We start from the raw sequence: 12,552 nt of genomic DNA, 5'->3' as shown, positions 1-12,552 counted from the left end.
GGACCGCCTGAAACCCAACACACCAACACCACATTGATATCACGCAAAGCGACGAAACGTTACCGGGAAAAGCTCAGTGATCGTCGCCGCGCCGGGCAGCTACTCTCAGCCGCGGTGCGGCATGAGCGCGCCGGCGGGGATGACGCCGAGCTTTCCGGCCTGGAAGTCCTCGACGGCCTGGATGAGTTCCGCACGGGTGTTCATGACGAACGGCCCGTACGCCTCGACGTGCTCGCGGATCGGGCGCCCGCCCAGGAACACGACCTCCAGCGCCGGCGTCACCGCGTCCTGCCGCGTGTCGGCGGCCACCGTCACCAGATCCCCGGCACCGAGGACGGCGAGCTGCCCGGCCTCGATCGGCCGGCCCGCGGGACCGACCGTACCGCGGCCGCCCAGGACGTAGACGAGGGCGTTGAACTCCGGGTTCCAGGGCAGGTGCACCCGCGCGCCGGGGCTGACCGTCGCGTAGACGACGGAGATCGGCGTGTGCGTCGAACCCGGGCCCCGGTACCCGCCCACCTCGCCCGCGATGACCCGCAGCAGCGCGCCACCGTCCGGCGAGGCGACCAGCTGCACCTGCCCGGCCTCGAGGTTCTGGTAACGCGGCGGGGTGAACTTGTCCCAAGCCGGGAGGTTCACCCAGAGCTGAATGCCGTGAAACAGGCCTCCGCGCACGACCAGCTCCTCCGGCGGGGTCTCGATGTGCAGGATGCCCGCCCCGGCGGTCATCCACTGCGTCGCGCCGTCGGTGATGAGGCTGCCACCGCCGTGCGAGCCTGGTGCTGGAACGTGCCGTCGATCATGTAGGTGACGGTTTCGAAGCCGCGGTGCGGGTGCCACAGTGTGCCCTTGGGCTCGCCGGGGCCGTAGTCGACCGCGCCCATCTCGTCCATGTGGATGAACGGGTCGAGATCGGGAAGCCGGACGCCGGCGAAGGCGCGACGGACCGGGAACCCCTCGCCCTCGAAGCCACTGGGTGCGGTCGTGATCGTGCGCACCGGACGGTCGGCGGCACCGAGCGCGGGCTCGGCCAGCCGGGGCAGCCGGACGGTGTCGGCGGGCATGTCGTCCTCCTGGCTTTGCTTACGGCCGCCTGGCGGGCCCGTCCCGGCGTCCTTGACAGTTGTACATGCAACTACCTGGCCCTCACAACCACACCCCCGCCGCAATCCTTCCCACCGCCGGCCCCTTCGCCCGATCCCACCCAACCTTGCCCGACCTCACCCCGACCCCAACACGCCCATTCTGCTTGTCCGGAGGGATATATCGGTCCCAAAACTCTCTGGATAAGCCGAAACCCGCTGGATAAGCAGGGAGACGCCCGCGGCCGGCAGTCGGGCGCGGGCGCACGGGCATCGGGATGTTCGCTCTGGGCGAGCAACCTCGGGAACAACCGTAGGCTTAGGGGACTTAAGTCCAGGTGACTCAACTTCCTCACGTGAGGGTGGACCACATGCCACAGATCCGGGTGTTGCCCGTCCTGCCGCTCGACGACGCCGTCGTCCTCCCCGGCATGGTCGTCTCCCTCGACATGTCCGACGAGCAGACCCGAGCAGCCGTGGACGCCGCCCGTGCCGGCGGGTCAGCCGGCTCCCCCGACGCCCGCGCGCCGGGGATCGCCAGCCGCGCCGCCGGCCGGCCGGCCGAGGTGCTGCTCGTTCCCCGCGTCGACGGCGAGCTCGCCGAGGTCGCCACGGTCGGGGTGATCGAGCAGGTCGGCCGGCTGCCGCGCGGCGGCTCGGCGGCGATCGTGCGTGGCACGGCGCGGGCCCACGTCGGCGGCGTGCGGCCTGCCCCGGCCGGCCGCGGCACCCGCGATGCCACTGCCGGCGATGGTGGGAGCGGTGCGGGCGTGCGGTGGGTGGACGCGGTCGTCGTCGACGATGACGCGGCCGCTCCGTTCGGCGCGCTCGATGACCCGGCCGGCACCCGCGCCGACTCCCCAGCCGACGAGGCCGCCCGGGTGGATAAGCTCGCCAAGGAGTACCGAGCGCTGGTCACGGACCTGCTGCGCCAACGCGGCGCCTGGCAGGTCGTCGACTCGGTGGCCGCGATCACCGACCCCGCCACGCTCGCCGACACGGCCGGCTACAGCTCCTACCTGACGACCGCGCAGAAGATCGAGCTGCTCGGCACGCCGGCGGTCGGCACCCGCCTGGAGCGGCTGCTGACCTGGACGAAGGAGCACCTGGCCGAGCTGGACGTCGCCGAGACGATCCGCCGCGACGTCCAGGAGGGCATGGACCGCCAGCAACGCGAGTTCCTCCTGCGCCGCCAGCTCGAGGCCATCCGCAAGGAGCTGTCCGAGCTGAACGGCTCGGGCGGCGGCGCCGATGGAGCGAACGGCTCTGAGCCGGCTGCCTACCGGGCCCGGGTCGAGGCCGCGGACCTGCCCGAGAAGGTGCGGGCTGCGGCGCTCAAGGAGGTCGACAAGCTGGAGCGCGCGGCCGAGTCCTCGCCCGAGGGCGGCTGGATCCGCACCTGGCTCGACACCGTCCTCGACCTGCCGTGGAACGTCCGCGCCGAGGATTCCTACGACATCACCGCGGCCCGCGCCGTGCTCGACGCCGACCATGCCGGGCTCGACGACGTCAAGGACCGGGTCATCGAGCATCTGGCGGTGCGCCGGCGGCGTGCGGACGCGGGCCTCGGGGTCGTCGGCGGCCGGCGTGGCGGCGCGGTGCTGGCGCTGGCCGGCCCGCCCGGCGTCGGCAAGACGTCGCTCGGCGAGTCGATCGCGAAGGCCATGGGCCGCTCGTTCGTCCGGGTGGCGCTCGGCGGCGTGCGCGACGAGGCCGAGATCCGCGGCCACCGGCGCACCTACGTCGGGGCGCTGCCGGGTCGCATCGTGCGGGCGATCCGCGAGGCCGGGTCGATGAACCCGGTGGTGTTGCTGGACGAGGTGGACAAGCTCGCCGCGGACTACCGCGGCGACCCGACGGCGGCGCTGCTGGAGGTGCTCGACCCCGAGCAGAACCACACCTTCCGCGACCACTACCTCGAGGTGGAGCTGGACCTTTCCGACGTGCTGTTCCTGGCCACGGCGAACATGCTGGAGGCCATCCCGGCGCCACTGCTGGACCGGATGGAACTCATCCGACTCGACGGCTACACCGAGGACGAGAAGGTCGTCATCGCCCGCGACCACCTGCTGCGCCGTCAGCTCGACCGGGCGGGGCTCACCGAGGGCGACGTCACCGTCGGCGACGACGCCCTGCACGCGCTGGCCGCGGAGTACACCCGCGAGGCCGGCGTGCGCGACCTGGAACGCTCGATCGCCCGGCTGCTGCGCAAGGTCGTCGCCCGGGTGGCGCTCGGCGAGGCCACGCTGCCGGCCGCGATCGACGCCGGGAATCTGACCGGTTACCTCGGCCGGCCCCGGCACACCCCGGAGTCGGCGGAGCGCACGGCCCTGCCCGGGGTCGCGACAGGCCTGGCGGTCACGGGTGCCGGCGGCGACGTGCTGTTCGTCGAGGCGTCCCTGGCCGACCCGGAGACGGGCGGTGCGGGCATCACGCTGACCGGCCAGCTCGGCGACGTGATGAAGGAGTCGGCGCAGATCGCCCTGTCCTACCTGCGCTCGCACGGGGTGGAGCTGGAGCTGCCCGTCGGCGACCTCGCCGACCGCGGCGTCCACGTGCACGTCCCCGCGGGGGCCGTGCCGAAGGATGGGCCCAGCGCCGGGGTGACGATGACGACGGCGCTCGCGTCGCTGCTGTCCGGCCGGCCGGTCCGGGCGGAGGTGGCGATGACCGGCGAGGTGTCGCTGACCGGGCGGGTGCTGCCGATCGGCGGGGTGAAGCAGAAGCTGCTCGCCGCGCACCGGGCCGGCCTCACCACCGTGCTGCTGCCCCAGCGCAACGGGCCGGACCTCGACGACGTGCCCGCCCCGGTGCGCGACGCGCTCACCGTTCACCTGGTGACCGACGTCCGGGAGGTGCTGAACCTGGCGCTTGAACCCGCCTTCGACGCCGACCGCCACGGCCGGCCGTCGGGGCGGGCCGGGCAGCCCCCCGCGGCCCTGGCCGCCTGATCCCGGCCTGGCCCTACCGTGGTCCGCCCGATGCCCCCGGGCGCCGGGCGGACCACGGGCGGATGCCCGCCGTGAGCTGGGCGGATGGTGCTGACGCGGGCCGGTGTGCCCGGACTGGTCCGCGTACGGCCCGCAAGCGACACGCCGTGGACAAGGTAAACACCATGTGACGCGGCAGGCGCGCGCCCTCGATCGCGGCTACGGTCGGGGCGTGGATAGTGGCCGCTGTCTTCGGCAGGAGCGCATCGCACAGCAGCGCATCCTGGGGTTCCAACGACAAGGGGTGCGGCAGCGACCGCGCGACAACCGTGGCCAGGCACGCCCGCCGAGCAGACCGCCCGGCCGGCGGCGCACCCGCTGACGGCTCCCACCCCGGCGCCCGCTCTCCGCCCATCGCCCGCCGCCCGCCAAGCCCACGATCGCCCGCCCGAGGTAAGGGCGCTGGTAAGCGCCGAAAACCGGCACATTAGAGTGATTGGATCCCCCCATGGGCCGGCGTGGCGGAGGGACCCGGACAACGTGGACGCCCTCAGACGAGGTTGGATCGGCTTGGCGCTGTTCTTCGCAGCGCTGATACTCATGCCGATTCTGGTCTTCGGGTACGACAAGAACCAGCCCGCGTCGCACCCGGTGGCCGCGGCCACCCGCACCGCCACCGATCGTCTCCTCGCCCCGGCCCCCCGCGGCCGCCCGACACGCTGCTCGTCTTCGCCGGCATCCAGCCGGGCGAACGAATCTCGGGTTTCCGCGTAATCCGGGTGGAATCGGCCAACTACGACGGCCCGCTGGAGTACGTGCTCAACGGGCCGATCGCCCCGTTCCGGCTGGACCTGGAGCGGACGCCCTACGTGTTCAACCCCCATGCCAGCGGATGGCAGACCACCGAGGTACCGAACGGGGACTACACCCTGACAGCCATCCCGACCGAAGTCGCGAGCGACCAGATCTCCATCAAGTTCACTGTGAGTAACGATATTGCTGCAACCGGCTGACCTCTGGCGCCATTTGCTCGACCTTGCGAGCAACTCTCGGGGGTACGCGTGACGTTGCGGGCCGCAGACCTTAGTGTCAGCGGGATGGATCGTCTGGTGTGGATCGACTGCGAGATGACGGGCCTGGATGCCGCGTCGGATCTGCTGCTGGAAGTGGCCTGCTTGGTTACGGACAGTGAGCTAAACATCCTCGACGAGGGCATCGACCTGGTCATCTCGGCGCCGGACGAGGCGCTGGAGGCGATGGTGCCCGTCGTGCGCGAGATGCACCAGACCTCCGGCCTGACCGCCGCCGTCCGCGCCTCCACGCTGCCCCTGGTGGACGCGGAGGCGCAGGTCCTCGACTACGTCCGCGCCCGCGTGCCGGAGGTGCGCAAGGCGCCGCTGTGCGGCAACTCGATCGCCACCGACCGCACCTTCCTCGCCCGCTACATGCCGTCGCTGGACGCCCACCTCCACTACCGCATGATCGACGTCTCGTCCATCAAGGAGCTCTCCCGGCGCTGGTACGTGCGGACGTACTACGCCGCGCCGGTCAAGCGCGGCGGCCACCGGGCGCTGGCCGACATCCAGGAAAGCATCGAGGAGCTGCGCTACTACCGGCGGGCGCTGTTCGTGCCGCCGCCCGGTCCCGGCACGGAGCAGGCCCGGACGATCGCGGCCGAGGTCCGCGCCCAGACCGACGCCATCCTCGCCGCGCTCCCCGCCGGCACCCCCGCCCCGACGACGCCCCCCGACGGCGCCGCGGTGGAGGGCACCCCGTCGACCGCCCCGGACCGCGCAAACGCAACGTGATGCCCACGTCACCGGCGACCCCCCTGCCCACGAGGCGACCTCGACCGGTACGATGGCTTCGCTCGGTGAGATGCCCCAGGCGGCACACTCGGGATCCATGCCGGTAAGGGATTGCCGGCGCGTCCCGATCGGTCGCCCCAGGCGTGGTCATTGGTCATGGTGGGTGTAGCTCAGCTGGTAGAGCACCGGGTTGTGGTCCCGGTGGTCGCGGGTTCAAGTCCCGTCACCCACCCCAGCACAGAGCACATGTTGATCTAAATGTGGATCAGCATGTGCCCTTCTTGCGTCAGGGCATCACTCGATGTCGAACAGGCCCTGGCGCACCGCGTACATGACGGCCTCCATCCGCGAGTGCAGCTGGAGCTTGTCCAGGATGTTGCGCACGTGGTTTTTGACCGTGTTCTCGCTGATGAACAGCTTGCGGGCGATCTCGCGGTTCGCCCGGCCCTCCGCGACGAGCTTGAGCACCTCGAGTTCGCGGGCGGTCAGGTGCGGGGCGTGCACGCGAGGGCGGTCCTCGGTTCCGCGGGCCATCGTGGCGAACTCGACCATCAGCTTCGACGCCATCGACGGGCTGATCAGACTCTGCCCGTTGTGCACGGCGCGGACGGCGTCGGCCACCTCGTGCGGCGGGATCGACTTGAGCAGGTACCCGACGGCACCCGCCTTGATCGCCTCGAACAGGTCGGACTCCTCGTCCGATACGGTGAGCATGACGATCCGGGTGCGCGGCATCGCCCGCTTGATCGCCCCGGCTGCGGCGATCCCGTCCCGGCCGGGCATGCGGACATCCATCAGCACGATGTCCGGCGAGGTGCCGGAGGCCAGGGTCAGTGCCTCCTGGCCGTCACCGGCGCGGCCGACGACGCTGATGTCCTCCTCGATCTCCAGGACCGTCTGCAGGCCCTGAAGAAAAAGCTCATGATCGTCTACAACGAGGACCCGGATCGGTACGGAGCCCTCGACAGGGTCGGCTTCAGCAGCCGACGGCGGCACGACACTGGCCGTCATCACACATCCGGGAATCAGGATCGGATCGTCCGGGCGACGACGCGGACGCGAACGAAAGATGGTTCGGACACCCTTCCACTCTACGTGATGAGGTACACACCAGAGGTCGTGACAGCGCCCGAGTGACGCCCGCGTCTCCCCCCATTAACGCATCCGACATGCCGGAAATAATACGCGGTGAACGGTCTCCGTCACCGCGTTTCGCCGGCTTCGGCACTGGAACGGCAGCAGTTTCGGCCGGTCAGGGGGTTGTTGTCCGACCAGGGTGCCACGGCCGGGCGCGGGCGCGGCAATCGGAGGGTCGGCGTCCGGGTCACGTAATGAGCGCTCGTCACGCCAATTTACTGGCCGTCAATCGGTGGGTACCGTTATCTGCGGTCGATCGAATTATCAGATGTACGGTATGCGTCACTCTTCTACTGGCGCGTGCGGCGGTTGACCCTCAATCTCATGTGTATGGCCGCGACCATCAGCACCCCTCAGCCGCGACTCCACATCAAGCCGGGTACGACCTGGTCCGAAGCGTTCGCCCGTTGCCACGAGATCGCCCCGGAGGCGTTCGACTCCGACCGCCTGCGCAACCTGTGGGGCGGCGAGTGGCGCCGCACCGGCAATTCCCTGCACAGCCTCTCCCCCGTCGACGGCTCGCCGATCGCCGGACCGCCCATGCTGGGCCAGGAGGAGGCGCACGAGGCGATCAGGGCTGCCCTCGACGACCACAAGGAATGGCGCGACGTGGCACTGGCCGAGCGCAAGGCCCGCGTCCGCGCCGCGGTCGACGCGATGGACACCCACCGCGAACTGCTGGCGCTGCTGCTCGTCTGGGAGATCGGCAAGCCCTGGCGCCTCGCCCTCACCGACGTCGACCGTGCCCTCGACGGCGTCCGCTGGTACCTCGACGAGATCGACGACATGATCGCCGGCCGCGGCCCCCTGCCCGGCCCGGTCAGCAACATCGCGAGCTGGAACTACCCGATGAGCGTGCTCATGCACGCCATGCTGGTCCAGATCCTCGCCGGCAACGGCACGATCGCGAAGACCCCCACCGACGGCGGCGCCGCCTGCCTGACCCTGGCCAGCGCCCTGGCCCGCCGGGAGGGCCTGCCGGTCTCGCTGGTGAGCGGGTCGGGCTCGCGGCTGTCCTCGGCGCTGGTGCGCGCCCCGGAGATCGGCTGCCTGGCGTTCGTCGGCGGCCGCTCCGCCGGCGGGCAGGTCGCCGCCGCCCTCGTCGACACCGGAAAGCGCCACTTCCTCGAGCAGGAGGGGCTCAACGCCTGGGGCATCTGGGACTTCTCCCAGTGGGACACCCTCGCCGCCCACCTGCGCAAGGGCTTCGAGTACGGCAAGCAGCGCTGCACCGCCTACCCCCGCTACGTCGTCCAGCGCCAGCTCTTCGACCGCTTCCTCGAGATGTACCTGCCGGTGGTCGCCGGGGTCCGGTTCGGCCATCCACTCGCCGTCGCCGACGACGCCGACCCGCTACCCGAGCTGGACTACGGTCCCGTCATCACCACCGACAAGGCCACGGAACTCGCTGCGAAGGTCGACGAGGCGATCGCCAAGGGCGGCGTGCCGCTCTACCGCGGCGACCTCGCCGACGGCCGGTTCATCCCCGGCCAGGACACCTCCGCCTACGTCCCGCCGGTGGCGATCCTGCACCCGCCCGCCGCCAGCGCGCTGCACCACGCCGAGCCGTTCGGGCCGATCGACACGATCGTCGTCGTCGACTCCGAGGCCGAGCTGCTGGCCGCCATGGACGCCTCCAACGGCGCGCTGGTCGCCTCCCTGGCCTGCGATGACGAGTCATACGCCCGCCGCCTCGCCGGCGAGCTGCAGGCGTTCAAGGTCGGCGTCAACAAGCCACGCTCCCGCGGCGACCGCGACGAACCGTTCGGCGGACGCGGCGCATCCTGGAAGGGCGCGTTCGTCGGCGGCGCCCACCTCGCCAGGGCCGTCACCGTCGGGCCCGACCCCAACGAACGCCTCGTCGGCAACTTCCCCAGCTACTCCCTCTACCCCGAGGTCTGAGGGACACCTCGAAGCCAGACGACTACTCCGGACCCGGTCGGGCATCGGCCGGGGGGCGCACAGTCTCCCGGCCACCTGGCCGTCCCGGAACGCGCGCCAGCGCCGCCCGCGACGGCGTCACCGACGATCGCTCGGCTGTGCATGCGACGCGACCGCGAGTGGAGGTCCTTCCGGGGGATAGAGAAGAACGTGCACGTCCTGATCGAGATCCCCGAAGGCGGCGCGGATCCGCGGCTCGACCTGCTGCCAGTCCAGCCCGCCGTGGCCACAGCCCAGCGGCGGCACTGCGAGCGACCGGACATTCAGCTCGCCGACGACCCGAACCAGGTCCCCCAGCCCGCGCTCGACATCGGTGAGACGGGACCGGGATCGCCAGTGCCCCTTGGTCGGGAAATTGATCACGTATCGCGGTCCGGTGAACGAGCCGGTCGGCCAGACGTGCATGCGGCCGAGCTCGAGCTGGCCGGCCTTGGCCGCGTCCTGGTAGGCGACGAACATCTCGGGGTAGGCACGCCGAAACTGCAGGGCGATGCCCTTGCCCATCACACCCGCGGTGTTCACAGTGTTGACCAGCGCATCGACATCGGCTTGAAGCAGGTTGCCGGCCGCCTCGGTGATCATGAACGTCGCCTCATGCCCTAGAAGTACCAGTCGGGTCTGACAACTACCCGCGCTTTCGCCCCTACGGTATCGAGCACCGCACGGGCGCGGCGCTCGTGGTCCGGCGTCCGTGCCACGACCTCGGTGAAGGCCACCCCCGGCACCCGCTCGTGGACCAGACACTCGGCCATCCTGCGCTGCTTGCGGTCAGGTTCCGCCTCGGTGTCCGCCCACATCTTCGCCTGCATGAGGTCCCAGTCGATGAGTGAGTCGAGCTCGCCGTCGTCGATGGTGAAACGGACCGGCCGCAGGACCGCGTTCCGATCGGTGTACACCCGCGCCAGTCCCAGCTCGGCGATTTGCCTGATCGTGGTGACCAGGTACACCAGGTCATCGCAGCCTCCGTCGTACGTGGGGACCCCGCCCTGGTGGATGACGTACATCATCGGGCTGCACGGCGCGAAGTAGAAGGGCACATAGTCGGCCACGACCCCACCTGGCGGCACTCGCACACACCGCTCCCGGCGCCTGCGCTTGATGCCCTGGTTGCCCACCTCGGTTCGCAGCAGGCCCCGCCGTCGGACCTCGGTGTCCGACAACAATCCCTCCCGCATGATCGTGGCCAGATGATCGAGGTGGGTGAAGTGCATGACTGGTGTCGGTTGGAATCGGGCCATGACAGGCGGCTGACCTCCTCGACGACCAGAGGGCCTCGGGAAGGTGAAGCCGGGCATCCACCATCCGACGTCGATCCGCAACTTTGGCATTATCCGTCACGTTCGCGTTGGATGTCGCCACAAATAGGGAGACCCGACCCGTCGCCATTCACGGGCAGGCATCGACTGGCCGCTATGTGTCCACTGACGTAGACATAGTCCGGTTACGGAACGCAGCCATGCTGGCGGACCTGCTCCGCTACGCTGAGCGGGTGAGGATCTGTGCCCGGCGGCTGTCCGTCGCGATCCAGCCCGATCGCGCCCGGATCGGAGCCCGAGGGGTGACGGCGCCGTGACAACCACGGCCGCGGCTGGGCGGGCCGAGCGGTTTCGGGAGTTGCACCGCCCCGGGGCGCCGCTGATCATGCCGAATGCCTGGGACGCGGGGGCGGCGCGGGTGCTCGTCGCGGTCGGCTGCCAGGCGGTGGGGACGACGAGCGCCGGGTTCGCCGGCACACTCGGCCGGCTCGACCAGTCGGTGACCCGCGAGGAGACGATCGGGCACGCCGCCGCGCACGCCGCCGCGGTGGACGTGCCGGTCTCCGCGGATCTGGAGAACGGTTTCGGCACCGAGCCGGCCGAGGTCGCGGCGACGGTGCGGGCCGCGGTGGACGCGGGGCTCGCCGGATGCTCGATCGAGGACTTCACCGGCGGCCGGCAGGGCTCGATCCACGAGCTCGGCCTGGCCACCGACCGGATCGCCGCCGCTGTCGAGGCAGCGGCCGGGCGAGTCGTCCTCACCGCCCGCGCCGAGAACCACCTGCACGGGCGGGACGACCTCGCCGACACGATCGGCCGGTTGCAGCGTTACCAGCAGGCCGGCGCCGACGTCCTCTACGCCCCGGGGCTGCGGCGCGCGCAGGACATCCGCAGCGTGCTTGCGGAGCTCGACCGCCCGGTCAACGTCCTGCTGATGCCGGGTGGGCCGGGCATCGCGGAGCTCACCGAGCTCGGCGTCGCCCGTATCTCGACCGGCGGCGCACTCGCCTTCGCCGCGTTGGGCGCGCTCGGCCGGGTCCGTGCGGGAGCTGCTCGACGGGGCGGACCCCTCGTTCTGGCCGGATGCCGGCGAGGGAAGGGCGATCGTCCACGCCTGGTAGCGGGCCCACGGCCGGGTGATACTCAGGCAGGCGGCGGCGGTTAGGGCCCGGGGGCGGGCAGGCCGTGCTCGGCGAGGGGGCCGAGGCGCAGGCCGGCGTCGTCGCAGCGGGCGGCGATCTCCGGCAGGGCGCCCAGCGCGCTGCGCCAGGCTCCGGGCGCCGAGGTGCAGTCGCAGTCGTGCAGCAGCACGGTGGCCCCACCGTGCAGGTCGGGGGCGAGGGTGGCCAGGACGCTGCGCGGGGTCGCCTCGGCGGTCCAGTCCCGGCCCCACGCCGACCACAGCACCGGCGTCAGCTCCAGGTCACGGGCGGCGACGAGCAGTCCGGCGGACAGGATGCCGTGCGGCGGCCGGACGAATCGGGGGGCGCGGCCGGTGACCTCGGCGACCAGGTCACGGGTGCGCTCGAGCTGGTAGCGGGTGGACCGCGGGCCGCGCAGCAGCATCGGGCGGTGGTCCCAGCCGTGCACGGCGAGCTCGTGACCGGCGGCGACCATCTCCCGGGCCAGGGCCGGTGAGTCCGCCAGCAGGCTGCCGAGGACGAAGAACGTCGCCTGGACGTCGAGCTCGGCGAGCACCTCGAGGAACTGGGGGGTCGAGACGGGGTCGGGCCCGTCGTCGAAGGTGAGCGCGACGTGGTCGGCGGCGCCGATCCCGGCGAGGTGCGGGGTGACCCGCAGCCGCAGCCGGCGCAGCGTGGCCAGCGAGGGCAGGCTGTAGGTGAGCCCCGCCGTGGCACCCAGCACCACCGCCGTGCGGGCGGCGCGGCGCCCCACAGTTGACCTGCGCGTCGTGACGGACCGCGTCATGAGGCGAAACTCTGCCACACGTGGCGCCGCGCCCCCAGCGCGACCCACCACCGGCCCGAAATGTCAGGACCGGCCGCCGTTCCGGGCCGATCGGCATACATTCTTCCACGCAGACATGTCGACCTTCCACGCAGGCATGTCGACGGCGGCCGGCGGACCAGCCGCCGCCCCGACCCGCGGAAGGCACCATGACCCTGGCCCCGACCCTGCAGAAAGGCGCCAACACCCCTGTCCCCACCGGGGTGTCGACATCGCCGCCAACCACCAGCCGCGGCTCGGGCAGCTACTGATCTTTAATTCACCGGGTCGGACTGGAGTGGATTCTGCCCAGTTCCGGTTCCGCGGAACACCTTGATCGTCGGGTGGAGGTGGGACGCGGCCGGGTCGGGGGCGGTCCCGCGGAATCTGCATGACCGTGTCACGTGGCCGCGGTCATGGTGGTGATCGCGGAGTGTGACGGCGGCGGTGG

Annotated in this window: 9 protein-coding genes, 1 tRNA gene and 1 pseudogene; 6 read left to right on the top strand and 5 right to left on the bottom strand. The window is 71.2% G+C overall.

Annotated elements, in window-relative coordinates:
• Positions 1-105: 105 nt before the first annotated feature.
• Positions 106-1,064: pseudogene (locus G6R25_RS15775) on the bottom strand (pirin family protein).
• Between the two features lie 389 nt (positions 1,065-1,453).
• Here G6R25_RS15775 and lon point away from each other — a divergent pair.
• From lon to G6R25_RS15755, 4 genes are all read left to right on the top strand, one after another.
• On the top strand, positions 1,454-4,033 hold the full coding sequence (gene lon, locus G6R25_RS15770; RefSeq protein ID WP_163553564.1) for an endopeptidase La: 2,580 nt from the start codon (positions 1,454-1,456) through the stop codon (positions 4,031-4,033).
• A 758-nt stretch (positions 4,034-4,791) separates the two neighbouring features.
• Entirely contained in the window at positions 4,792-5,025 is a 234-nt protein-coding gene (locus G6R25_RS27425; protein WP_235948643.1) for a hypothetical protein, read from the top strand.
• 96 nt (positions 5,026-5,121) lie between these two features.
• Positions 5,122-5,820 carry an oligoribonuclease gene (orn, locus tag G6R25_RS15760; RefSeq protein ID WP_235948640.1) on the top strand — a complete coding sequence of 233 codons (699 nt, stop codon included), beginning with the start codon at positions 5,122-5,124 and terminating at the stop codon, positions 5,818-5,820.
• Between the two features lie 159 nt (positions 5,821-5,979).
• Positions 5,980-6,055: transfer RNA gene (locus G6R25_RS15755), tRNA-His, on the top strand.
• A 59-nt stretch (positions 6,056-6,114) separates the two neighbouring features.
• On the opposite strand, the gene G6R25_RS15750 is transcribed toward G6R25_RS15755, so the two are convergent.
• The gene (locus G6R25_RS15750) at positions 6,115-6,831 is read right to left on the bottom strand and encodes a response regulator (RefSeq protein ID WP_136448721.1); all 717 of its coding nucleotides are present in this window, start codon (positions 6,829-6,831) and stop codon (positions 6,115-6,117) included.
• A gap of 456 nt (positions 6,832-7,287) precedes the next feature.
• Here G6R25_RS15750 and G6R25_RS15745 point away from each other — a divergent pair, with 456 nt between their 5' ends.
• Positions 7,288-8,859, top strand: a complete 1,572-nt coding sequence (locus tag G6R25_RS15745) for an aldehyde dehydrogenase family protein (protein WP_163553560.1) — start codon at positions 7,288-7,290, stop codon at positions 8,857-8,859.
• Positions 8,860-8,976: 117 nt separating this feature from the next.
• On the opposite strand, the gene G6R25_RS15740 is transcribed toward G6R25_RS15745, so the two are convergent.
• Positions 8,977-9,480 carry a macro domain-containing protein gene (locus tag G6R25_RS15740; RefSeq protein ID WP_136448719.1) on the bottom strand — a complete coding sequence of 168 codons (504 nt, stop codon included), beginning with the start codon at positions 9,478-9,480 and terminating at the stop codon, positions 8,977-8,979.
• Between the two features lie 17 nt (positions 9,481-9,497).
• The gene (gene darT, locus G6R25_RS15735) at positions 9,498-10,109 is read right to left on the bottom strand and encodes a type II toxin-antitoxin system toxin DNA ADP-ribosyl transferase DarT (RefSeq protein ID WP_163553557.1); all 612 of its coding nucleotides are present in this window, start codon (positions 10,107-10,109) and stop codon (positions 9,498-9,500) included.
• Positions 10,110-10,467: 358 nt separating this feature from the next.
• On the opposite strand from darT, the gene G6R25_RS15730 reads away from it, so the two are divergent.
• Positions 10,468-11,319: an isocitrate lyase/PEP mutase family protein gene (locus G6R25_RS15730; protein WP_235948637.1), complete on the top strand. Its 852-nt coding sequence runs from the start codon at positions 10,468-10,470 to the stop codon at positions 11,317-11,319.
• On the opposite strand, the gene G6R25_RS15725 is transcribed toward G6R25_RS15730, so the two are convergent.
• A complete protein-coding gene (locus tag G6R25_RS15725) occupies positions 11,316-12,083 on the bottom strand; it encodes a polysaccharide deacetylase family protein (protein ID WP_163553556.1) in 768 nt (255 codons plus the stop codon). The genes G6R25_RS15730 and G6R25_RS15725 overlap by 4 nt on opposite strands.
• Positions 12,084-12,552 lie beyond the last annotated feature (469 nt).

This window comes from Candidatus Frankia alpina, from assembly GCF_902806485.1.
Taxonomy (GTDB): Bacteria; Actinomycetota; Actinomycetes; order Frankiales; family Frankiaceae; genus Frankia; species Frankia alpina.
This window is presented reverse-complemented; position numbering and strand designations above follow the sequence as displayed.

What these genes read in the sequence shown, in the direction of transcription:
- lon (WP_163553564.1), top strand. Translation starts at nt 1,454, where the DNA reads ATGCCACAGATCCGGGTGTTGCCCGTCCTGCCGCTCGACGACGCCGTC.
- G6R25_RS15750 (WP_136448721.1), bottom strand. Translation starts at nt 6,831, where the DNA reads ATGACGGCCAGTGTCGTGCCGCCGTCGGCTGCTGAAGCCGACCCTGTC.
- G6R25_RS15745 (WP_163553560.1), top strand. Translation starts at nt 7,288, where the DNA reads ATGGCCGCGACCATCAGCACCCCTCAGCCGCGACTCCACATCAAGCCG.
- G6R25_RS15740 (WP_136448719.1), bottom strand. Translation starts at nt 9,480, where the DNA reads ATGATCACCGAGGCGGCCGGCAACCTGCTTCAAGCCGATGTCGATGCG.
- darT (WP_163553557.1), bottom strand. Translation starts at nt 10,109, where the DNA reads ATGCACTTCACCCACCTCGATCATCTGGCCACGATCATGCGGGAGGGA.
- G6R25_RS15725 (WP_163553556.1), bottom strand. Translation starts at nt 12,083, where the DNA reads ATGACGCGGTCCGTCACGACGCGCAGGTCAACTGTGGGGCGCCGCGCC.